Origin of the sequence: Paenibacillus sp. JQZ6Y-1 (assembly GCF_040719145.1) — a bacterium.
Lineage (GTDB): Bacteria > Bacillota > Bacilli > Paenibacillales > Paenibacillaceae > Saccharibacillus > Saccharibacillus kandeliae.
Genome location: NZ_JBFDUZ010000001.1, coordinates 1,033,257 through 1,055,043, shown reverse-complemented (window position 1 = coordinate 1,055,043; position 21,787 = coordinate 1,033,257). Strand labels below are relative to the sequence as shown.

General features: G+C 46.9%; 21 protein-coding genes. 4 read left to right on the top strand and 17 right to left on the bottom strand.

The genetic code is table 11. The features are described 5' to 3' along the window. Nucleotides 1–56: 56 nt before the first annotated feature. Nucleotides 57–485: a GyrI-like domain-containing protein gene (locus ABXR35_RS04660; protein ID WP_367056109.1), complete on the bottom strand. Its 429-nt coding sequence runs from the start codon at nucleotides 483–485 to the stop codon at nucleotides 57–59. 473 nt (nucleotides 486–958) lie between these two features. After that, on the bottom strand, nucleotides 959–3,271 hold the full coding sequence (gene yicI, locus ABXR35_RS04655; protein WP_367056106.1) for an alpha-xylosidase: 2,313 nt from the start codon (nucleotides 3,269–3,271) through the stop codon (nucleotides 959–961). 154 nt (nucleotides 3,272–3,425) lie between these two features. Between yicI and ABXR35_RS04650 the strand changes: the two genes are divergently transcribed. After that, on the top strand, nucleotides 3,426–4,370 hold the full coding sequence (locus tag ABXR35_RS04650) for an AraC family transcriptional regulator (protein ID WP_367056103.1): 945 nt from the start codon (nucleotides 3,426–3,428) through the stop codon (nucleotides 4,368–4,370). A 90-nt stretch (nucleotides 4,371–4,460) separates the two neighbouring features. Here the strand turns inward: ABXR35_RS04650 and ABXR35_RS04645 are convergent, their stop codons facing one another. The 9 genes from ABXR35_RS04645 to ABXR35_RS04605 all read right to left on the bottom strand — a co-directional run bounded on the left by ABXR35_RS04645 (nucleotide 4,461) and on the right by ABXR35_RS04605 (nucleotide 14,516). Further along, complete coding sequence (locus ABXR35_RS04645; protein WP_367056100.1) at nucleotides 4,461–4,829, bottom strand: hypothetical protein; 369 nt, start codon at nucleotides 4,827–4,829, stop codon at nucleotides 4,461–4,463. A gap of 162 nt (nucleotides 4,830–4,991) precedes the next feature. Next, the gene (gene helD / locus ABXR35_RS04640) at nucleotides 4,992–7,349 is read right to left on the bottom strand and encodes an RNA polymerase recycling motor HelD (RefSeq protein ID WP_367056097.1); all 2,358 of its coding nucleotides are present in this window, start codon (nucleotides 7,347–7,349) and stop codon (nucleotides 4,992–4,994) included. A gap of 314 nt (nucleotides 7,350–7,663) precedes the next feature. Next, nucleotides 7,664–8,407, bottom strand: coding sequence for a type I methionyl aminopeptidase (map, locus tag ABXR35_RS04635; RefSeq protein WP_367056094.1), 744 nt, complete (start codon nucleotides 8,405–8,407; stop codon nucleotides 7,664–7,666). A 321-nt stretch (nucleotides 8,408–8,728) separates the two neighbouring features. After that, nucleotides 8,729–9,058, bottom strand: a complete 330-nt coding sequence (locus ABXR35_RS04630) for a four-helix bundle copper-binding protein (protein WP_367061175.1) — start codon at nucleotides 9,056–9,058, stop codon at nucleotides 8,729–8,731. Between the two features lie 84 nt (nucleotides 9,059–9,142). Further along, entirely contained in the window at nucleotides 9,143–9,583 is a 441-nt protein-coding gene (locus ABXR35_RS04625) for a MarR family winged helix-turn-helix transcriptional regulator (protein ID WP_367056091.1), read from the bottom strand. Nucleotides 9,584–9,641: 58 nt separating this feature from the next. Then, entirely contained in the window at nucleotides 9,642–10,781 is a 1,140-nt protein-coding gene (locus ABXR35_RS04620; RefSeq protein ID WP_367056088.1) for an FUSC family protein, read from the bottom strand. Between the two features lie 106 nt (nucleotides 10,782–10,887). Beyond that, complete coding sequence (locus ABXR35_RS04615) at nucleotides 10,888–11,397, bottom strand: DUF2062 domain-containing protein (protein ID WP_367056085.1); 510 nt, start codon at nucleotides 11,395–11,397, stop codon at nucleotides 10,888–10,890. Nucleotides 11,398–11,715: 318 nt separating this feature from the next. Continuing rightward, on the bottom strand, nucleotides 11,716–12,459 hold the full coding sequence (locus ABXR35_RS04610) for a glycerophosphodiester phosphodiesterase (protein WP_367056082.1): 744 nt from the start codon (nucleotides 12,457–12,459) through the stop codon (nucleotides 11,716–11,718). Nucleotides 12,460–13,073: 614 nt separating this feature from the next. After that, nucleotides 13,074–14,516, bottom strand: coding sequence for a serine hydrolase domain-containing protein (locus ABXR35_RS04605; protein WP_367056080.1), 1,443 nt, complete (start codon nucleotides 14,514–14,516; stop codon nucleotides 13,074–13,076). Nucleotides 14,517–14,912: 396 nt separating this feature from the next. On the opposite strand from ABXR35_RS04605, the gene ABXR35_RS04600 reads away from it, so the two are divergent. Both ABXR35_RS04600 and ABXR35_RS04595 read left to right on the top strand, forming a co-directional pair. After that, nucleotides 14,913–15,266 (top strand): sigma-70 family RNA polymerase sigma factor, encoded by a 354-nt coding sequence (locus tag ABXR35_RS04600; RefSeq protein WP_367056077.1) that lies wholly within the window; start codon nucleotides 14,913–14,915, stop codon nucleotides 15,264–15,266. After that, nucleotides 15,212–15,430, top strand: a complete 219-nt coding sequence (locus tag ABXR35_RS04595; RefSeq protein WP_367056074.1) for a hypothetical protein — start codon at nucleotides 15,212–15,214, stop codon at nucleotides 15,428–15,430. Before ABXR35_RS04600 ends, ABXR35_RS04595 begins: the two co-directional genes overlap by 55 nt. A 239-nt stretch (nucleotides 15,431–15,669) precedes the next feature. Here the strand turns inward: ABXR35_RS04595 and ABXR35_RS04590 are convergent, their stop codons facing one another. The 6 genes from ABXR35_RS04590 to ABXR35_RS04565 all read right to left on the bottom strand — a co-directional run bounded on the left by ABXR35_RS04590 (nucleotide 15,670) and on the right by ABXR35_RS04565 (nucleotide 20,539). Then, nucleotides 15,670–16,263: a cupin domain-containing protein gene (locus ABXR35_RS04590; protein ID WP_367056071.1), complete on the bottom strand. Its 594-nt coding sequence runs from the start codon at nucleotides 16,261–16,263 to the stop codon at nucleotides 15,670–15,672. A gap of 198 nt (nucleotides 16,264–16,461) precedes the next feature. Then, nucleotides 16,462–16,965 carry a DinB family protein gene (locus ABXR35_RS04585; protein ID WP_367056068.1) on the bottom strand — a complete coding sequence of 168 codons (504 nt, stop codon included), beginning with the start codon at nucleotides 16,963–16,965 and terminating at the stop codon, nucleotides 16,462–16,464. A gap of 2 nt (nucleotides 16,966–16,967) precedes the next feature. After that, the gene (locus ABXR35_RS04580; RefSeq protein ID WP_367056065.1) at nucleotides 16,968–17,372 is read right to left on the bottom strand and encodes a DUF2500 domain-containing protein; all 405 of its coding nucleotides are present in this window, start codon (nucleotides 17,370–17,372) and stop codon (nucleotides 16,968–16,970) included. A 36-nt stretch (nucleotides 17,373–17,408) separates the two neighbouring features. Then, complete coding sequence (locus ABXR35_RS04575) at nucleotides 17,409–17,651, bottom strand: hypothetical protein (RefSeq protein ID WP_367056062.1); 243 nt, start codon at nucleotides 17,649–17,651, stop codon at nucleotides 17,409–17,411. A 2-nt stretch (nucleotides 17,652–17,653) separates the two neighbouring features. Next, the gene (locus ABXR35_RS04570) at nucleotides 17,654–18,214 is read right to left on the bottom strand and encodes a DUF1572 family protein (RefSeq protein ID WP_367056059.1); all 561 of its coding nucleotides are present in this window, start codon (nucleotides 18,212–18,214) and stop codon (nucleotides 17,654–17,656) included. A 204-nt stretch (nucleotides 18,215–18,418) separates the two neighbouring features. Next, nucleotides 18,419–20,539 carry a bifunctional 2',3'-cyclic-nucleotide 2'-phosphodiesterase/3'-nucleotidase gene (locus tag ABXR35_RS04565; RefSeq protein WP_367056056.1) on the bottom strand — a complete coding sequence of 707 codons (2,121 nt, stop codon included), beginning with the start codon at nucleotides 20,537–20,539 and terminating at the stop codon, nucleotides 18,419–18,421. Between the two features lie 242 nt (nucleotides 20,540–20,781). On the opposite strand from ABXR35_RS04565, the gene ABXR35_RS04560 reads away from it, so the two are divergent. Beyond that, entirely contained in the window at nucleotides 20,782–21,726 is a 945-nt protein-coding gene (locus tag ABXR35_RS04560) for a phosphate/phosphite/phosphonate ABC transporter substrate-binding protein (RefSeq protein WP_367056053.1), read from the top strand. Nucleotides 21,727–21,787: the final 61 nt, after the last annotated feature.

Genomic DNA, 21,787 nt, shown 5'->3' with positions numbered 1-21,787 from the left:
TAGCAGGATAGCGTAGCTCATTATCATTATACGACCAGATATGGTCACTATTGTTGTTATTGCTCAGCGGCTTCGCTGTTATGATCCGGGGCTACGGCAATATGTATACTTACGGTGCCGTCCGGTTCGTATTTCTCATAATCAACCGTATATGCGCGAATCAGTTCTCCGCTTTCTTCAAGCTGCCAAATTTGCTTCCATTGCTGCAACACCTTTTGCTTATCGGTTCCGTCGATTTGAAAAATGCGGTATGGAGCATCTTCGGGAATATCCAGAATTTCCGAAGATATTTCGTTATCAGCTACAGCAGTGCTTAGGGAATAATCACCTTTGTAATTACTTTCGTAATCGTAATAGACGCCATATAGGGTGCTAGCGTTGTTCTGTTGCTGATAGGCTTCTTGCCAGACATGTTGGATTTTGTCTAGCATTTCGGGATCTTTGAAATTGTTGGTGCGAATGGATTGAATACGATACAGCTTCATGGTGTTCCTCCTTGTAAATGAAATGGAAATGGTAGCGTTTTTATAATGATATTATATTACGGCTTTGGGCGAGGGAATGCAACTTTTAACATAGAATGGTGGTATGAGCCTACATGTTCGATATGGGCAACATTCACTCCAGGGAGGAATAAGGGAACGGACTCCGGTGGAGCCGCGGGAATCTTGGGGATTAGCAAAGAATGAAGATTCCCGCCCCTTTACAGTAGAGCTTACACCCTCAAGGTGGGGAGATAGTAGGATTTGCTCTATTTACTTTGTTTATTGCTCCTTACTTCTCTATTTCTATTTGTAATACCCTCTATTTACTGTCTTTATTTTATGGCTGAGTTTATACGAATTGGATGAGATAGATTGTAGTCGTTTGGGAAAGGTATGGGACGATGTGGATGGATAAGGAAAAGAACCCTTGCGCTAGGGGCGTAAGGGTTCTTTTTGTTGAGCTTGGATGGGTGTTACAGGGTGATGCGGATGGTGTTGGTGGTTGGGGTGATTAGGGTACCTTGTTCGTTGGACTCATGGGTTGCGCCTTCTACAGATGTGGCGGTGGTGATGCCACGTAGGGTAGCTGTCCAGTTGGTTAGGGTGCCTTCGGTTTGGATCTCGATGGTGTCATTGGTGCGTGTTGCAGTTATGGTGGCGGACGGTTGTCCGTTTTGGTTGACGATTCGGGTGGATACGGTGGCGCCTTCTTCCAAGTTGAACAGGTGGAATTGAACACCGTCGGTGTAGTCGTAATCTGGTTTGCTGTCTTGGTTACCAAAGGCGATGATGCTGTTTGGTTTAACGAGCAATGGCAATGTCATGTAGTCAAACGTTTGACGATACCAGCGACCGCCCTGCACGTTTTCGTTCGTTAGCAGGTTGAACCATTGTCCCTCTGGTACATAGTAGGTCACTTCGCCCTGCTCATTAAAGATAGGAGCGACCAGCAAGGAATCGCCGAACATGTACTGGCGATCCAGTGTATGCGTAGTTGGATCGTTGTAAAAGTCCAGTACGAGTGGTCGCATCATCGGTGTGCCTTGTTCGGTTGCGGTAACGGCTGCTTCGAACAGGTATGGCATCAGGCTACATTTGAGCTTGGTAAACTTCCGTACCACGTCTACGGATTCTTCGTCGAACAGCCACGGTACGCGATACGATTCATTGCCATGTAGACGACTATGCGAGGACAGCATGCCGAATTGAACCCAGCGTTTGTATACGGCTGGCGCGGCTGTCATTTCAAAGCCAGAGATGTCATGACTCCAGAAACCAAAGCCGGAGACGCCCAGCGACAATCCACCGCGTAGTGATTCTGCCATGGATTCAAAGGTAGACGAGCAATCGCCGCCCCAGTGAACGGGGAATTGCTGACCACCAACAGTAGCGGAGCGAGCAAATAGTGCTGCTTCGTTTTTGCCTAGATTGTCTTCCAGCAGCTCGAATACGGCTTTGTTATACAGGAACGTGTAATAATTGTGCATTTTCACCGGATCGGAGCCATCGAAGTATACGACATCGGTTGGAATGCGCTCGCCAAAGTCGGTTTTAAAAGAATCGACGCCTTGATCGATTAGTACCTTGAGCTTATCTTGATACCATTTCACTGCGGATGGATTGGTAAAATCCACTAGCCCCATACCTGCCTGCCACATATCCCACTGCCATACGCTGCCGTCAGGACGTTTCACCAGATAGCCATTTTCCATGCCTTCGTCGAACAAATAGGATTTCTCAGCGATATACGGATTGATCCAAGCGCAGATTTTCAGCCCTTTATCCTTGAGGCGCTTGAGCATACCTTCTGGATCAGGGAACATGCGCTCATCCCATTTAAAATCCGACCACTGGTATTCTCTCATCCAGAAGCAGTCAAAATGGAATACCGATAATGGCAAATCACGTTCTGCCATGCCATCGACAAAATGATTGACCGTTTCTTCGTCATAATCGGTCGTAAATGATGTGGTCAGCCACAGACCAAATGTCCATGCTGGTGGCAATGCTGGTTTGCCAGTCAGCGCGGTGTAGTTGTTCAGCACTTCCTTCGGATTGTTACCACCGATAATAAAGTATTCCAGTGTCTCGCCTTCTACACTGAATTGCACTTTGGATACATTTTCAGAAGCGATCTCATACGATACTCGTTCCGGGTGATTGACGAATACACCGTAGCCCTGACTGGACAAGTAGAACGGGATATTTTTGTATGCCTGCTCACTGCTCGTACCGCCATCCTCGTTCCAAATGTCCACGGTTTGACCGTTTTTTACAAACGGTGTAAAGCGTTCGCCCAATCCGTAAATGTACTCGCCTACGCCAAGCTGTAATTGCTCACGGAAATAGACACTTTTTTCGGGTCCGTTAATATAGCCGGGTCCTCTATGTACGCTGCCAGTCAGGTGACGGTCGCCATAGTCAAAGCTGATATTCCAGCCTGTATTTTTCTGCACCGATGCTTTTAGGTTACCGCTCGTAAACGTCAGTTCATTGTCGTTATCCTCGATCACAATATTTGTGTCCGCCTGTGCGAGTTCGAATTGCGGATATTGGGTCAGACCACCCTTATGATGGTTCAGCGTAATTTTGATAACATCTGGTAGCGGGGAGCTGATCGTCGCTTTGAGCAGGGCGCCGTTCAATGTATCACCCTTGTGCTGAATGCGTTTTGTTGCCGCATATAGTGTAACCTCGTCGCCTTTGCGTACAATATCTCGAATATCGGTCGGATGCTGCATGCTATAGCCTTCGCGTGTCATCCAGTAGCCATCGGTAAATTTCATACTTTTCTTCCTTTCAGCTGGAAACATCCAGTATCGTAATTGTCATTTGGCTTAAAGCTTTATCTCTGTGTATAATGATATTGATTAAGAAAGCGCTTTTCTTCTTTTATTTTGATGAAAAGTATCGTGATTTTGATATATAGGAGGAATGAACATGCAGAGTCTAGAACGGATGCGCGATACACTGCGTGAGAATCGGATTCATGGCAGTACGATGTATCCAGTCAGCATATATGAGATGAATGATCTACGTGATGAGGTAATTTTGGAATGTCACTGGCATGAGGAGCCGGAGTTTATCCTAGTGACCGAAGGGCGCGCGTTATTTCAGGTAGGCGGTGTGAATTGTGAGGTAAAGGCTGGGGAAGCGATCTTCGTTAACAGCGGCGAGATTCATACCGCGTTTCGTGTAGAGGGTGAGATGTGCAGCTATTGTGCGATCGTATTTGGCATGTCATTACTCGATAGCGCTTCCTACGATCATGTGCAGGGCAATTATCTTGACCCTCTCATGGCACGCCAAGTTCATGCCCCTCTGCATCTTGATCCGCAATCCTCATGGCAACAACGGATGTTGGAGTTGTTGGAGCAGGTGGTACAGGTGAATCTACAACGTCCTGTTGCATATGAATTGACGACCAAAGCGTACCTGTATTTGATCATCGGATTGATGTATGAGCATATGGATCATCCATTGGAACAGCAGCCTGCCGTAAGCGACCGGATGGAACGATTGAAACTGGTGCTCAGTCATATTCATACCCACTACCAGCAACCACTGCGTCTACGTGAACTGGCGGATATCGTCAGCATGAGTGAAGGACATTTCTGTCGCTTTTTCAAAAGTCTAACGCAGAAAAGTCCCATTGATTACATTAACCGCTACCGTACCCAGCAAGCATGTCGCTGGCTGGAAAACAGTGATCGCAAAATTGTGGATATTTCGCTGGAGGTTGGATTTGATAGTTTGAGCTATTTTATCTCAGTATTCAAGCAGCATCATGGTTGTACGCCGTCGCGTTATCGCAAAGAGCTACATGGTATGTATTCCAATCGCGCAACGACAACGGAGCTATTGGCAGATGTACGGATGATCTGACACGGATTTGATGTAGATTTGATGCAGATCTGATATGGAGTTGATAACGCACTGCTCGACATGATCGTGAAAGTGTATGACTTCGCCCAATTATAGCGGAGAGTATAACGTCTGCTTCCACTTTTTCCATTCGCGGTATGTAACCGATTGGTATAGGAATTGCTGCATTTGCTCATATTGCTGTTCATTCAAACTTAGCCATTGTGCCTGTTTCGCCAGCTTGGCTACAGGGATGGATTGTATGGCCATGCCGCCTATTTTGCGGCGTACTGGTACATGGGAGGCAAGCAGTTCTTCCCGCTTATTCCATCCTTCCCAATTCATACGCGCACCACGTTTCCAATCAAATGCCCATAATTCATAGGTAGGTGGTTGCTCGTCGATAGATAGTTGCTCGTCCATACGACGAATAATGATCCATTCACTGGGAATAATCTTGCTACGTTGTCTGCGGTTCATGATACTTCTCTCCTTTATGTAGAAAACAGAGCTTTTTACATGATTCCGTAAAAAGCTCTGTTATGAAGTAGATAGATGAATGTGTAGATTGGTGTATAGGTTGGTTTCTAGGTCGATGTTTAGATCAGTCCATAAGGTATCAAGCCACACGCTATCGTGCAGTTATCCCCGATAATCGTGACGCTCATACAGCTCCTGATTCACCTGTTGAATAAACGGTGTGACCTCGCCCACCGAATAAGCATACAGCAAGTGCATTGCCCGTGTACAAGCGGTATAAAACAGCTTGCGCTCTGCCTCACGATGATACTGATCCGCAGACGCATTGTACAGAATCACCGCGTCAAACTCTACGCCTTTTGCCAAATACGCAGGAATGATAATCGTTCCTTTTTCAAATACCGGCGTATTCTTGGTCATTTTGCGCATCGTAATCTGCCCTCTCAGCGCTTCATAGGCTTCGGCACATTCGCTCTCTGTTTTACAAATAATCGCGGTATATTGATAGCCCTGCTGCTGCAATTCGTGAATATTGCGCACAATCTCTTGGTGCATATCATCGCGATCCTCATACAGATTCACAATCGGCTTGTCGCCGCGACGGTTGAACGGTACGATATGCTCCCCACCCGGAATCATGGAACGGGTAAAATCAACAATCTCGTACGTCGAGCGATAGCTGCGCGTCAATCGAATCAATTCCGTCTGATCCTTGCCATACAGCTCCAGCAGCGGCTCCTCCTCGTCAAATACCGAGTTGTGGCTGTAGATCGCTTGATTCAGATCGCCCAATGCTGTCATGCGTGCACGCGGGAATAATCGCTTCATAAACTCCAATTGGAATGGTGAGTAATCCTGTACCTCATCGACGATGACATGTTTGATCGCCGTATTGGAACGGAAACCTTGCAAATGCTCTTTTAGATACAAATATGGTGTCGCATCCTCATATCCCAATTCACCCTGACGCATCCGATTGACGGTTTGTGGAGCAAACTCATACCAGCCTTCTGGCATTTCATCATGATTTAAGCTAGTAATCAGCTGCTCATCCTCAAACAAGGCACGGTACAAGCCTGCTAAATCGATAAAACGCAGTCGCTTGGTCCATTTCCGTAGTGGTTTCAACCAGTTGTTGACGACCATACGCGCCGCCATCTCCGATTGCAGCTGGAAATCGTCAAACGAAATCGATTTATTCTTTTGCTTGCGCCGCATCATCGTATACGCGCGATGATAATCATCCGTCGTGAGCATCTGAATCTGCTCCTCGACCCAAGGCTCCTTGCGCTCGTTACGACCAAAATCGTTCACCTGCTTCAGCAGCCAATCGCGCATATCTTCAATACGATTCCCCAGCTTCACTGCCGGATCATAGCTATAAAATTTATCTAGCATTTGCTGCGACGATACAATCTCCCGCCCCTGAAAACGAACCGGACGGAATTTCATCCCCTTATGCAGCAATTGCTCTGCATACCGGCGAATCGCATGGAAATAATCCAGCGACGATTTGTAGCGAATCCCTTGGACACGCGCTGGATGCCCATCATCGTCCGACCAAGCGAGTAAATATTCCATTTGTGAAAACACATCTTCCAGATCAAATTCGCGCCCGATTCGGACTTCCAAATACGATTGGAAGGTCGTTTGCAGCATATTCTCTTCGCCCAGCTCCGGCAGAACGGTTGCGACATAGCTGTTAAACATCGAGTTCGGTGAAAAGAGCACCATCTGATCCGCACGCAGCACTTCGCGATACCGATACAGCAGGTATGCAACCCGTTGCAGCGCAGCAGATGTTTTGCCACTACCTGCGGCTCCCTGTACGATCAGCATACGACTTTTATCGTTACGAATCACGCTATTCTGTTCCTTTTGGATCGTAGCGACGATGTTTTTCATCTGATTGTCGGCACTATGGCTCAGCACCTGCTGTAGCAGTTCATCACCGATGGTCACACCGGTATCGAACAATACTTTAATATCCGCATCCCGAATCACAAACTGGCGCTTCAGCTCCATCTTGCCTTCAATCATGCCCACCGGTGTACGGTAAGAAGCCTTGCCAGGCGCACCATCATAATACAAACTGGATACTGGCGCCCGCCAATCGTAGATTAGAAAATCCTCCTCGTTATCATTCAAAAAGGAACCAATGCCCAGATAGATCTGATCGATCTGCTCGCTTCCTTTTTCCTGAAAATCAATCCGTCCAAAATAGGGAGAACCAGACAGTCGGCGCAGCTTGTCCAGCGTCAAACTGGAACGGCGGTGACTCAGCTCTAGCTCGGATAGTACCTGCGATTGTTGACGCAAGCTGGTCGACGTCTCGCCGACATCGTCCTGCTCGCTGAAGTTGATCGATACTTCGTCCCAGAAGTCTTTCCGCATTCCGACCACATCGCCACGGCTCTCGCCTACCTCCTGTTCCAATACAGCCATTTTGCTGTTGATCTTGGCAGTCACATCATCGACACGCTGCTGCTCCATCTTCCAGTCCTGATCTTCTATTGCCATGCTGCCAGCCCCTTTGCTTTATGATCTACAAATCGGCATCATGCCGTCTGCTTGTTGTGTGGTTATCGTATCCTTAGCTATATCGGGATTCATTGCATAGAGGAATGATGATAAACTGCATACCTGTGTATTCATTCGCAAAATTCTTCTTGACAAATCCATAAACAACATGATAATCTTAAAAATAATAGCGTCACTTCACACTGTTCTGCATTTTTGCAGAGCATTTTTTATTTTACGCCGTTCTTTTCTAAATTGCAAATAACAAAGCCGCACGACGGAGAATATTCTTCGGTCATGCGGCTTTTTTGTTATTAACGTGTCAAAATGATTGGTTCGCCTTTGGTAATGATCAGCGTATGCTCATATTGCGCCACATAGCTGCCATCGGCAGTTTTCAAGGTCCAGCCGTCGTTGCCTTCGTCCACTTCTTCGGCTTTGGTCGATACGAACGGTTCAAAGGCAATGACAGAGCCTTCTTTCCACAGATCGTTATCGGTTGGATCGTAATAGCTCAGAATATATTCTGGTTCTTCATGAAGCCCTTTACCGATCCCGTGTCCAGTAAGGTTCGTGATCACGGTAAAGCCTAGTTTACGAGCGGTATTATGGCTCGCTTTCCCAGCATTACTCCGTTTGGAGCCAGCTTTGATTTTTTTCATGGCAGCATCAAATGCTTGAATCGACGCATCGCATAGCGCTTCCAGCTGTGGATTGCCTTTGCCGACTACAAATGATACACCTGTATCCGCAAAATAGCCATCTAGCGAGCCTGACACATCCACATTGACCATATCGCCTTCCTGAATAACGCGTTCTCCCGGAATGCCGTGAGCTACCTCTTCATTGATACTGATACATGTGAAGCCTGGAAAATCATACGTAACCTTCGGTGCGGATACTGCACCGTATTGTTCAAACAACTCCCCTGCACGGCGATCCAGATCGATCGTACGTACACCGGGCTTTGCCATATGTTTGAGTTCGTCGCGGATCGTAGCGACCACTTTACCAATTTTCTTTAAGCCTTCAATATCTTGCTCTGTTTTTGCAATCATGACTAATCTCCTTTACCGTCAACATCATATTCTACTATACCTTATTATTAAAACATTTGCACAACAACGCTATTCATCATCGCAACAAGAGATACAGCTGCAAGGATGATCTTATTTATTGTTTAACCCATTCTATCCAGTATGGCACGCTTGTGGCATCTGTGCAATGCCAAACGATGATGGAATCGGTATACAATTCATTTTGTTGTTTCGTCATAGATCGTATCGATCTGCCGGATCCCCCAACAACAAAAGACCGAATTGCAGAAGTATCTGCAATCCGGTCTTTGCTGAGATGCCTTTCCGGTCAAACGGGTATAATCAAGCAACCATACTACGGCATGCCTCTGCACAATGACGACAGGCTTGTGCACAACGCTGACAATGGTCATGATCATGCTTGCCGCATTCCTTGGCGCAATCCTCACAGATTTGCGCACATAGCTCACAAATTTGTTGCAGATAGGGGCTGTTGGTGCTCATCGCTTTGATGGCGAATTGGCACATATCTGCACATTCACGATCCAAACGAATACATTCCCGCATCATGTCGATATGCTGTTCACCTAGACATGAGGTATAACAATGATTACAGGCTTCCACACACTGCATACAAGCCTCGATACAGCGCTGCTTTTCTTCCGTTGACATCATGGTATATTCCTCCTGTTCATTTGTATCACTCTATTCTTTTTAACCAGAATGACAAAAAGGTAACGGGAGGTACGCCATAAGTTAATCCATATTTTTAATGATGCGGTCTACCAGTTTCATTGTCTGTTCGCGTTCGTCACTGGTAAATCCATTGAAAATCTCTTCGATGGTTTGATAGGCTTTGGCAGCCAAATCATCCAGAATGCTGCGGCAATAATCGGTCAGATAGATCAAGTTGGTACGGCGATCATCTGGATGTGGAACCCTAGTGACCATACCGCGCCGGATCATATTGTCTACCAGACGTGAGACGCTAGGCTGGTCTTTACGAGACAGCCGTGCCAAACGGTTTTGCGTCTGTCCATCTCTTTTCCATAGATACGATACGAGAATCCATTGTTCATACGTGACCGGATATCCAGCATCGCGGAATTGCTGATTGAGACGATTACTAGCGAGACGTGAAGCAATGGTTAGTTTGTAGCCGATGGATTGATCCAATTCATAAGGAATACTTGTCATTCCTCTCTATCTCCTTTAAACCGAATGCGTAATGTTTGATATGACCTGGCCTTGAAAGTCACTTCCAGGGCCAGGATGGGAAGTTGCGTTGACTGCGTGTCGATTTGGACCTTTTCTCCTTGTCCAATTCATCCTTTACATCTTTGTCAGCGTCTGTACGAATATGATCCTTGTCTTTATTTGGGCTGTTCACATGATCAACCAGACGATTCAATCGCTCCAATTGATAACCATAATCATACATCACGGCAGCAACAATCGACAATCTTAGCACGCCGCCGAAGTTTTCCTGATACCGCTCGATCATCGTATCTAAGAATTTATCATTGGCCGCCTCTACTTCCGTCGCTTCATTACCGTTATTTTTGATTTTATCATCGGACTTGAGCAGGATGTGTTCATGGAACTTGATCAGCTTTTCCAAATGAGAATCGAAATATTCGTCGATCTCCGCAGTTCGCTCTGCTTGGAAATAATGCTGCTCAATCGCCGTCAGCACATCCATCCCTTTGCGCAATGTAGTTACCATCTGCTTATTCACGACCAAATGACGCTGAGTAGTGAGCGACGGGCGGTTCAGCTTGCCCAGCTCCTCCTCCATCAGATTGTATTTATCTGACAGGGACTGGATCGTACCGTCCAATCCACGCTTTTCCTCGCGAAAAACGGCTTCCTTGATCTCATCTGATACGGCTGTACGCAGCAGCAAGGACATCGTGCTAAATGTATTCTGAATCTGCGCTTTGAATTGCTCCAGTGGCTTCGGCGGAGCAATCAGCACATTGATCAGAAACGCCGATACGATCCCAATAATACTGAGCGTAAATCGATTAAGCGCGAAATGCCATTGTCCTTGACCAGATACCTCCATGACGGAAATAACCGTAACCAGTGTCAAGCCAATCGTATCGCCCATATTGAGACGAAGACAGATCATAATAACCACGATACACATCAGACCGACAGCAATCGGGTCGTTAGAAAATACCATTCCGCCGAGCAATGCCAAAATCGCACCCAATGTATTGGTCTGAATCTGATCCAAAAAATAGCGGAAAGAGCGATAGATCGAAGGCTGCATCGCAAAAATAGCTGCAATGGCTGCAATGACCGGTGGCGTTAAATTAAGCCAAGAGCTTACATATAAAGCGAGCGTAACCGCGATGCCGGTTTTGAGCATGCGTGCGCCAAAGTTCACGGGTGTTCCTCCTTTGTTACAAGTCATCGTGTAGTGTAATGTTCATAGGTTTGAAGTAGCAGTATATACTAATACCCGTATTTGTGCAGATTGGCGTCAGGAAGAATCATTTTTTGCGGCGTAGCAGATGCAGCAGCGGCAAACGATAGCGAAGCATCACCCATTTGATAATGATATAAATAATGACGGCAAAGACAATACTGTTCACAGCTGCACCCGTGGCAAAGTATAACCCCGCATCCCGCCAGTGGTGGGACTCGTGCAGCGGCTGCATATAATCCTCTGGCCAATCCGGCATCCGAATATGCAGCATGCGGGTCGGCCAGCTCGCTTTGCTGATCAGACTAACTAGCAGATGACCCGTATGATAATTCAGGAAAAAGGTCAGCGGCCAGACGAAGGAATCGAGCGAAGCCGCGAAGATCGCAGCTGGTAGTGCTCCTTTAAACAATCGATTCAAACCAAGTGAGATCAGCGGTCCGATTCCCAGCAACGGATACCAGCTAGGAATCAAGCCAACCGCAAATCCAATGGCTACCTGATGCGAGCCTTTTTTGAGTCGAAGCAGCCGAATCGTATTTAGTTTTAGATAGCGCCCAATACGTAGTTTTTTCATCCAAAGTCTCCCATTTGCGGCGCCTGATTCATGGATATTTCCCTATTCTAACTTGTTCTGTTACGCTTGCAAAGTTTGATTTTGTACCTAACAAGTCGGTATATCCGAAGCGCGGTAGTGGTAATTCCAGAAGCATCCCGAGTCATACTCTTCCATTACAGAGCCAGACTTTAAACATACCACAAAATAACCAAAAACACAGCTTTGGACAACACAACAAGCGCCGTATACATTATATAACGTACGCGGCGCTTGTTCAGTTTATAGTTGTTACCACAATTTATCGTTATCTCTCTCATTTCATAAGCCGTACAGCAATTAGGATACCGTCGAAGACAATAACTCTGCCAGACGATCGGGATAATCGGTAATGATTCCAGCTACCCCCATCTCCATCAGCTCACGCATTCGCTCTGGTTCATTAATCGTAAATGGATTGCTAATCACCCCGCTGGCTGCTGCTTCATGTACGATCTGCTCGTTGAGATGGAGATGATACGGATGCAGTGCTTCGGCGCCTACACTTTGCGCATATGCCCACGGATTGTACAGCTTGTCCCCATACAAAATACCGGTACGAATATCCGGTGCTAACTGCTTGCAGGTCACCAATGAATAATGATTGAAGCTGGAAATGATGATACGGTCGGATAATCCATACTGCTGTATCACATCGATCACCTGCTGCTCCATGCCGGTATACTCTTCTGCATTATTCTTCAGCTCTAGATTGATAATCAATCCGGTCGGTGCTGCCCATTGCAGCAGCTCGTCCAACAGTGGAATCTGTTCGCCAGCAAATTCAGTACCAAACCAAGAACCGGCATCCAGACGGCTGATCTCGTCATACGTCAAATCCTTGATCAGACCTTGTTGCCCTGTTGTGCGCTCCACACTTTCGTCGTGAATAAGTACCAATTTGCCATCTTTGGTGCGCTGAACGTCGGTTTCGATACCGGTCGCTCCTAGTTCTAGTCCTTTTTTAAACGCCACTATAGTATTCTCCGGGCAATACCCAGACGCACCACGGTGGGCGTAATTGACGATTGCGTTCGTGTTCATGATAGGAATGTCCTCCTTTAAATTGGCTGTAGCCATCGGCAGTTATGGGATGAAAATTTACCGGATGGACAGCAGGTATGTAGTGAGGTGGGGCTATGGTTTATTATGATGGTGGAATGTTTGGGCAATGTCAAATTGGGAGGTGGAACTTAGGCGGGGGTGTGTGGGGGCAACAACCACTTCGGGAAGGAATAAGGGGACGTCCTCCGGTGGAGCGCGGGAATCTTCGGATTAGGGAGGGAATGAAGATTCCCGCGCTCCAAGGTCGTCCTTTCCCCTTATTTCCTTCCCTCCGTTCCGTGCTGCCCTCATCATGCGAAGGAGCTTCAACTTCCACTGGGGGGAGGGGGAGTAGAGTTAAGGGATTGGGGAGTTTGTGTGGTATGTAGAGTTTTGGGAGTTTTGAGATTTTTGAGAGTTTTGGAAGTTGAGAGGTTTCGCGGTTGGGTTAGAGATTTAAAATATGCGATATATAGTAGGTTGGGAGATGGGTTAGTGTTGAGTTTGTATTTTTATATGGTGAAAAAAGCCAGTTTCTTTGCCCTGTGGTGTAGGGTTGGGAAACTGGCTGGGGTTGTTCATTTGTTTTTGGTGTGGTGATGGTTGGTGCTTTTTTATTTGACTAGGGCGTGGTTGGCTAGGGTTTGGGTTTGGGTGAGCATGGTTGCCATGTCCATTCCATAGTGGTTGCCCAGCAGGATAACCATAACATCGTCGTCGAGGTTGTAGGTGAATCCTGTGGCGTAGCCTGTGCCGCTGCCGTTGTGATAGATGGTGTGTTTACCGTCTACGTCTTTGATCAGGAAGGCGTAGCCATATGGTTTGAGTTGTGAGTATGGTGTGAACATTCTGTCGATACTGGCTTGGCTTAGGATCGTGTGGTTGGCAAACGATTTGTACCACTTCATCATGTCATCCAAGCTGGAATAGAATGTACCAGTGCCGGATTGAGACCAGTAGTAGCCTGCGGTTGACCAATCACCAGTCTTTTTGTCTTCAATAAAACCGGAAATGGTTTTGGTGGCAGATGTAGCTTCACCAGTGTCCTTCATATTCAGCGGGTCCAAGAATGTTTGCTGAATGTATTGACCATATGATTCGCCAGACACGAGCTGTACGATGTATGCCAGCAATACATAGCCTTGGTTACTGTAGTTAAAGGTCGTACCCGGTTCAAAGCGCAGCGGCTTCGTTTTGATCTCAGTCACAGTGTCTTCCAATGTGGTGCCTTCGCCGCGGGTAAAGTTGGAATTGAAGCCTGCGGTGTGGGACAACAGCATATGCACGGTAATCTCATCGCCGCGCGGGAAGTCTGGAATATATTTGGTCAGTTTATCGTCGAGACTGATCTTGCCCTCTTCAATCAGCTTCATCACCGACGAAGCGGTAAACGATTTGCTAAGAGAAGCGATACGAGAAATACCGTCTGGGCTTGTCGTTTTGTTCACGCCGGACAGACCGTAGCCTTTTTTCAGTACAACTTTCCCTTTGTATTCTACTAATGCCAGACCCGAATAGTTCTGATTTTGCAAATAGGTGTCTACGCTTTTGATCGAATTTGACATTACCGTTTCTTGATCCGGCGTCAGGTCAATCGTAGCCAGTTCCGGTGTGGAATTGAGCGTCAGCTTCGCCTTGAATGCGTCTGCTAAAAAGCGTGCTGGTACCATCATTGTACCGTATACATTACGCGATACTTCTGGCATGTCGAGCGAATATCCGTCCAGTGTAATTTTGGAAGTATTCGGTGTATGCACGATGGTGTCCCCGTTGTTGTACATAACGACCGAATGGGTCGATGCGTCCCATGTTGCCTGTGCTCCTAGTTCTTTTGCCGCTTCGCGCAGCGGAACCATTGTCGTTCCGTTCATGACAAAGGGTGCTGTCGACCAGTCGATGGTTTTGCCGCCGATGGTAATAACCGCCGGTTTCTCGCTAGCTGCCGCCTGTACCTGTGGTGCCACATGTGGTGCAGCCCCTACCGATACGGTCAATGCCGCTGCCACTACCCATTTGGTTGCAAACGCCAGACCGGGGCGTTTTGTTCTAGATTTCATATCCATGATGTCCTCCCAGTTCAATGTAGCAATGTTTCCATGCCCGTACGCCGATGAATACAGCAGTTTCTATTATAGAGGTCGTACCTTTGCAGAAGCAAGACTATGCCGTAAGATGCCATTTCTTTGATGAGAGATATGGGACGGCGGTCATGCTTCTATTTCTCATGCCGGTCAATCAGCTATATCCTTGTACGCATCTCTGCGGCGAAAGTTGTGTTTTTCGCGTACATTCATCTCAATCGAAGTGTTTGTTTTTATTTTCGGTTCCGACACTATTTCGTTTTAATTATATGTAAATTTTTATTTATAAAGTTGTATTTTTCCTTATTTGATTACCATTATGTTTGAACGTTCACTGCTTCATCCATTCTATGATCTGAAAGGAGATGCCTCATGTCTTTATCCATATCTAGCCCCACATATGAGAAATACAAAGCCGAACTCCGACGCATTGCCTGGAGGATGCAATACCGCAGTCGTACCCGTATCAACCGAGAACTGCCACTATTGTACGACGTATCATATTCGCCATCATTTACAGATGAAACAGACAGTCGTCTTTGGATACAGCAATGGATTCAGTCGCTACCGGAAGGCATGGAACAACAGGTGATGACCGCTCTGTTCATCCGAGATTTGACGGAGAAGCAGGTAGCAGCACACTATCATATTTCCCAACAGGCGGTGAGCAAATGGAAAAAGAAAGCATTACAAACGCTACGTCAGAAGATGCAATCTGCCAATTGATTCAGCAGGCTTCCCTGCAACCAAACGCGGCAGCAATGGAAAAGCTGCTGCGTATTTTTGAACCGGATATGATCCAGTTTGCCCGCTATATCCGCATGCCGTCGGAAGACGCGCTGCAAGCACTCAAACTGGCGCTGATTGAGTTGGTATTGAGCGGATTTTAGTGTGGAATGTAATATGCCATAGGATAAGGGATCGGATAGATAAAATCATGTTGATGAGACAACAGGTTAGACCACTACCCGCACAATTCGGTATGGGCTGGGCGATAGTGATCTAACCTGTTGTTCTTTGAATGGTCATAGGTAGCTAGCACATGAACACATACGTCAACCAGACCTCTCCGGCAATGCTACACCGGAAAGATCTGGTTAACGGTAGTACTATTTAAGTCATTGCTGCTTTATTTGTGTCTATGCCCTTTGTCCTTGTCGTCCTGCGGTTGTGGGTCATTGTCTGTGTCGGTACCGACCTTGAGCGTATCATTTGTTTCCTCATTGGATGGGCCGATGACAATCGTACCGTCGATATTGGAGATCAGCTGCTCATAGTCATCTGCTGGCATGCTGTATGCTAGTTCCATCACTTCGCTCGGTGTAAAGCGCAGAATGTCCGAGCCTGCTACCGTGGTTGGCTCATTGTTGTTAAACACAACGAGAATATGCGTTTTCTCAGTCAGTGGTACGATCCAGTGCCAGTAGCCCTGCGGGATATACAGCACATCACGCGGCTTGAGATGGTACTTTTGCAGCTGTTTGTAGATCGGGTCAAAGATAACAAATTCCAACTCACCCTCGATCACATAATCGTATTCCCCTGCATTCGGATGCCAGTGCGGCTCACGAATATTACCTTTGGTCATATACAGATCGGTAGAAGCGACACCTTCCAGCGACGGCAATTGACCGACATTCGTCTCATATCCTACATTGTCAGCGTTACGGCGAAACAGTACATTTCCCTGTGTGTTAAATTTCAAATTCGGTGATCCTGCCATTGTGATTTCCACCCTTCGATGATTCAATGTCAGGAAGGAAAGGGAACCTTCAGCAGCCGATCGTTCCCTGATCGTTTGCCGCTGTCGTTTCGCTCCTGCACAAGTATGGTAATGTGCGATGGAAACGTACAACCAGTCAGGCAAACTTTTTACACAATATTGGAATAGGTACGGGTACCGCTATATCAGCATAGATGATCATAGCTCGTTTCCAGGCGAAGTATGACCAAGACCACGACGGATGAGATTGGCAGTCACTGGCTTTCGATCCAGCATACGTGCCCAAATCGACAATTGACCGATATGATGAATCTCATGCGCAATCACATGACGCATCACTTCACCGTACGTATGGATTTCCGTCTGACCATCTGGTCCCGAATCGTGCAGTTCGCGATGCTCTAGCTCTGGCTTCCAGTTATATACCACTTCCGCCACCTGTGAATGCAGGCGCTGGGATAGTTCTTCCACTTGAGCCAACGAGCGATATTGATCAAACGTATCATTAAAATACGACGGATGCACTTGCTGCTTCACATCGGTAAGCCAGTTGTACTCGACTTCTACAATATGAAATAACGTGTTCAAAAAACTGCCCATACCGCCGACACGTTCACGCAGCAGCTCTTCCTCCGGTAACTCGCGACACCAGTCAAACCAGTCCTGACGTACTTGCCAGTTATACTCAAACAGCATGTTCATGGCTACACGATCCTTTCAAATGTTTTGAACCAACTGCCCTGATATGTCAGCTGACCGTTATCCCCTTCAGCAATGATGCCATACTGCTCCTCCGGCACCTCCAGTTCGAATCGCGAGCGATCCTGCTTTTCAAACGTAATATAATAATATGTAGATGTACTGCTGTTACTACCGCCCCGCACATGCTGGCGCTTGCCGCTCACCATCACCGGCTCGGTTAACACATCCTGCGCTCGATTATGCAACCATTGTGAAATAGTCTTTATGATACCGATCGCAAATAAACTAATAATCATCAAAAAGATAACAACGAACGGGATGGCAAAGTAGAGCGGCACATCATGGAAAAAATCCGCAATGCCGCTCGTGATGTCATCGCCCATCCAGTCTCCGCTGGAACCGGTCATATCTTCATTCTCTCCTCTCCTACCGACCTTACCTGTTTATTCGAATACATGATACACATACAGCTTACCCGGCATGCTGCGTTGATCTGGATCATAAATATGCGCACCCAGCAGCTGCTCTACAGTCAGCGTCAAAATAAACTTTTGCAGCTCACGCTGATTATCAAACTGCAAGCGCAGCGGCTGATTCTCATCATCGGTCAATTGAATATCCCATGTCGGGACTTCAAGCACCTCGGTATCCTGCTTTTTGCTCCACAATTGATTCCATTTGCTCATACTCAGACTTCCTCCGTAAAATGACGTCGTACCTGTGGTGCGGCAAATTTCTTTTCATTGTACGTATTCGATTGGCGCTTCGGGATCGATAAGCTGTCCCAGCTACCATGTTTCAGCATTTTGGCGATATAGACAATTTGACCAACATGGTACGGATAATGACACAGCTGACGATTGATCGCTTCCAATGCAGTATGCCCTTCATTACGAATATAAATGATCTGATCCAGCTGCTCCGGCTGCAATTGCTCCAGCGTATGAATCAAACAATCCCAGCCTTCCTGCCAGCGCTGCCATACCTGCTCCGCATCAACTGTATCGTCTTCAAATTCAATGTCGCGGTTGCGCCATTCCTTTTCCCCATCGCTTGTCAAAAAGTCCGTCCAGCGCGACAGCATATTGCCATGCAAATGCTTCACAATGACGGCGATACTGTTACTGTCTTCATTCGGCGTCACAAACCATTGCTCTGGTTCCAACTGACGCATCGCCTTTTCGCCCAATGTGCGGTAATAGATAAACTGTTTGATAATACTGTCCAATATTGCAGGTTGCTGACTCATAAGCATTCACCTCGTCTTGGAATGGTATGTACGAATCACTCACACAAACATTTACTCCAATTACAATTTATCCTTATTGCATAACCGCAAAACTTACTGTTAATCATACGTGTTTCAGCCTGCTGATACAAGCATCGCGACGCCCTATTTATGGAAAAAAGCACTTCCTCTCATAAGATGACAGAAGTGCTTTTAACAGGCTTGTTATACGGTTGATGAGCAAGAAGAATCATACGGTTGTAGCGTAAAATGATAGCGAGCAAACCCATGATCCGTTTGACCGATCCACGTAATAGCTGATTGCCCGTCCAACGCTTGACGAGCTTGTGGAGAAGACTCAAACGTAACGATTGTTCCTACGTCTACTAATTTGGAATGATGCCCTGCCGGTCTCGGCGATGACATCTCATCGTATGCTATATGTTCCTCATTACTAGAATATGAATCTGCGCCACACTTTGTATGCGATCGTTCCGCATCGTCGATTATACCGCAAACCAACTGCCAATTCTTATCTGCAACCGGAGCAATGCTGCTGCGCTTCCGAATGTATTCGGTCAATACATCCCGATTCTCAATCCCTGCATCCACGATAACGCGTTGACCGTCAGGGTTCGCAAGCCTTGTTGAATATGCGCGATAATGATTGGTCACAACCGCAAACTCCATATGTTCTTCAAGTGGTTGCCCCTCATACGTCAACTGTACAATCCGACGACTGTGAGGATTCAACATACCACCTTCGGCATCATAGCGCGGCAACTGACTCACATCAATCACATAATGTAACCCGCTGATTACGTCAAAATGAAACGGCGAAAATGCTGGATCAATCAATGCTTGTCCCTCTACTCCCGGTACAATCGTGCGATACAATCCAGCAGACCATTCCAGCCACTCCCGAATCTCGTCTCCATTCAGTCTTACAATGCACAAGGTATTCGCATAACTATAGATGTCCGACATATGCCGCAAATGCAGTGGTCCCGCAGGAATATCGGTATAATGCGAAGGTCCATAACGTCCACCCGTTTTAAAAGGTGAGGCTGCCGACAATAACGGCAAATGAGCATCCGATGTATTGCGAAGCAACGCAACTGCTGCTTCCGTCTGAGCAGCATTAATCAACTGCACTACCGCGGAATCCTGCACCAGAGCGCTATAACTGTGTAATGGTTGCAGCAGTTGACCGACAGGCGTATGAATATATGCCAACGTGCGCTCATGCGCTTCCTTTGCCGCGTCTTCCAATAATGAGTCCGATAAAATGGAACTATGCGCTCCCTGTACCTCCGCAGACGGATTTACCAATGCACGTACATGCCCTTTTCCATGCTGTACATGCCAGCGTATCCCTTCATCTGTCTGTTCGGTAAACAGCTCTAAGTCGATCAGTCCCAGATGACTGCCCCATACACCCGGCTCAACAGCAGGAATGCCATGTATATGCCCTTGCTCCAGATCCACACCGGGACGCCCTACAAATTCGTCACTCGGGAATACTTTATGAGCATGTCCAAAAATGATCGCATCCACATCCGCTATCCGACTAAGCGGCAATATAGCATTTTCGCCAATAGCTGGTGAATCCTCCTCTGCATATCCGCAATGTGCCAGCAGAACTACGATGTCAGCCCCAGCTTGTTTTGCATGATTGACTGCTTCTCTCGCCGCTTCCACCATATCCGCCGCGTACACGCGCCCTTCCAAATGACTCCGATCCCAATTCATAATTTGTGGCGGCACTACACCGACGATCCCAATGCGCAGCTCCGCGGTTTGTCCATGTTGTCCCATTACTGTGCGATTCAATAAAAGATACGGTGACAGCAAGGTCTGCGGACTTTGCATACGCCCCTCCTGCAAACGATCCTGCTGCACCCTATACACATTGGCATTGGTATAAGGAAAGTTCGCTCCGGCGATACACTGCTCCAAATAATCCAATCCATAATTGAATTCATGATTGCCCACAGTCGCCGCATCATAATGCAGCCTATTCATGAGTTCAATCAATGGATGAACCCCTTCGCCGGTTTGCTTATCCTGCCAATAACGCTCCGCTGCTGCATAATCACCCAACGGATTTCCCTGTAAAATATCCCCATTATCCAGCAAGAGATGATTGACACATTCCGCCCGCGCCTTATGAATTAACGTTGCGGTACGCGACAGCCCCATACTCTCTGTTTCTACATCACGATAATAGTCATATCCAGTCAGACTTACGTGCAAATCGGTCGTCGCCATAATCCGTAAATGGTATGTATCAGGCGAAGAAGACTGCTGTATCAAGGTATTTGGTAACAAAGAGGATGAATTCACATCTATACTTCCTTTCTATCTGTCATTGCATCAAACGGGCTAACCGTACCATATGAAGATCAGAACAGTGTAAAATCAGTCATTCAAATTTTGGTGCTATTTTACAGTTTCCTAACACAAATCAACGGTACGTTTGACCCTTCACTTTTCGAACGCTGGTAGAATACGAATTGTGCCTGTGACGACACAGCATAGGAATTACATAGTTTCACCATTTTATTACATCCTAGGGGGAAATCAAGTTGTTCAAAAAAGTAGCAGCACTCGGCATGACTCTGGCTCTGGCAGCCGGATTAACCGCATGCGGAGGCAACAGTTCCACATCCGCAAATTCTAACGCTGCCGGCAGTACATCGTATGTGCCGACAGAATTGAAAGTACAGTTCGTCCCGTCTCAAAATGCTGAAACACTGGAAGCCAAAGCCAAGCCGCTGGAAAAATTGCTCGGTGACAAACTGGGAATTCCAGTTAGCGTATCGGTATCGCCGGATTACAACACTATTGTGGAAGCGATGGCTTCCAAACAGGTCGATGTTGGCTTCCTGCCACCTAACGCTTATGTACTCGCACACGATAATCGCAAAGCTGCTGATTTGTTGCTGCAAGCACAGCGTTACGGCGTCAACGATGAAACAGGTCAACCGACCACGGATAAAGTCAACTTTTACAAATCGATGATTCTGGTGAAAAAAGATTCGCCGATTCAATCCCTCGCCGATCTGAAAGGCAAAAAAGTCGGCTGGCAGGATGTAACCTCCTCCGCTGGTTATGTATTCCCAGCTGCTGAGTTGAAAAAAGCGGGTGTTGACCCAGATACAGATGTACAAGGCGTGACGATCAAAGGTCATGACGCTGCGGTTATGGCATTATTGAACGGTCAAGTTGATGCGGTTGCCGTATTCCAAGATGCGCGCAACACCGTGAAAAAAGACGTACCGGACGTATTTGAGCAAACCCGCGTGCTGCACTTCACCGCTCCGATCCCGAACGATACGATCAGCGTACGTTCCGATATGGATCAAACTTGGAGAGACAAGATCAGCCAAGCCTTTATCGATATCGGTAATGATCCAGAAGGACAAAAAGTCATCGAAGAAATCTACACCCACGTTGGTTATGAAAAAGGCGATGACAAAAACTTCGATCCGGTTCGTGAATATGCCAAAGAAGTCGGTCAAGCACAGTAAGCCTGCACCACAACGATAAATAGATGCAGAACCTATTGTTGCACCAAACATGACTACCAAG

Bases quoted from the DNA above. Each gene is read 5' to 3' on its own strand.
- ABXR35_RS04660 (WP_367056109.1), bottom strand. From the start codon at position 485: ATGAAGCTGTATCGTATTCAATCCATTCGCACCAACAATTTCAAAGAT.
- yicI (WP_367056106.1), bottom strand. From the start codon at position 3,271: ATGAAATTTACCGATGGCTACTGGATGACACGCGAAGGCTATAGCATG.
- ABXR35_RS04650 (WP_367056103.1), top strand. From the start codon at position 3,426: ATGCAGAGTCTAGAACGGATGCGCGATACACTGCGTGAGAATCGGATT.
- ABXR35_RS04645 (WP_367056100.1), bottom strand. From the start codon at position 4,829: ATGAACCGCAGACAACGTAGCAAGATTATTCCCAGTGAATGGATCATT.
- helD (WP_367056097.1), bottom strand. From the start codon at position 7,349: ATGGCAATAGAAGATCAGGACTGGAAGATGGAGCAGCAGCGTGTCGAT.
- map (WP_367056094.1), bottom strand. From the start codon at position 8,407: ATGATTGCAAAAACAGAGCAAGATATTGAAGGCTTAAAGAAAATTGGT.
- ABXR35_RS04630 (WP_367061175.1), bottom strand. From the start codon at position 9,058: ATGTCAACGGAAGAAAAGCAGCGCTGTATCGAGGCTTGTATGCAGTGT.
- ABXR35_RS04625 (WP_367056091.1), bottom strand. From the start codon at position 9,583: ATGACAAGTATTCCTTATGAATTGGATCAATCCATCGGCTACAAACTA.
- ABXR35_RS04615 (WP_367056085.1), bottom strand. From the start codon at position 11,397: ATGAAAAAACTACGTATTGGGCGCTATCTAAAACTAAATACGATTCGG.
- ABXR35_RS04610 (WP_367056082.1), bottom strand. From the start codon at position 12,459: ATGAACACGAACGCAATCGTCAATTACGCCCACCGTGGTGCGTCTGGG.
- ABXR35_RS04605 (WP_367056080.1), bottom strand. From the start codon at position 14,516: ATGAAATCTAGAACAAAACGCCCCGGTCTGGCGTTTGCAACCAAATGG.
- ABXR35_RS04600 (WP_367056077.1), top strand. From the start codon at position 14,913: ATGTCTTTATCCATATCTAGCCCCACATATGAGAAATACAAAGCCGAA.
- ABXR35_RS04595 (WP_367056074.1), top strand. From the start codon at position 15,212: ATGGAAAAAGAAAGCATTACAAACGCTACGTCAGAAGATGCAATCTGC.
- ABXR35_RS04590 (WP_367056071.1), bottom strand. From the start codon at position 16,263: ATGGCAGGATCACCGAATTTGAAATTTAACACACAGGGAAATGTACTG.
- ABXR35_RS04585 (WP_367056068.1), bottom strand. From the start codon at position 16,965: ATGAACATGCTGTTTGAGTATAACTGGCAAGTACGTCAGGACTGGTTT.
- ABXR35_RS04580 (WP_367056065.1), bottom strand. From the start codon at position 17,372: ATGACCGGTTCCAGCGGAGACTGGATGGGCGATGACATCACGAGCGGC.
- ABXR35_RS04575 (WP_367056062.1), bottom strand. From the start codon at position 17,651: ATGAGCAAATGGAATCAATTGTGGAGCAAAAAGCAGGATACCGAGGTG.
- ABXR35_RS04570 (WP_367056059.1), bottom strand. From the start codon at position 18,214: ATGAGTCAGCAACCTGCAATATTGGACAGTATTATCAAACAGTTTATC.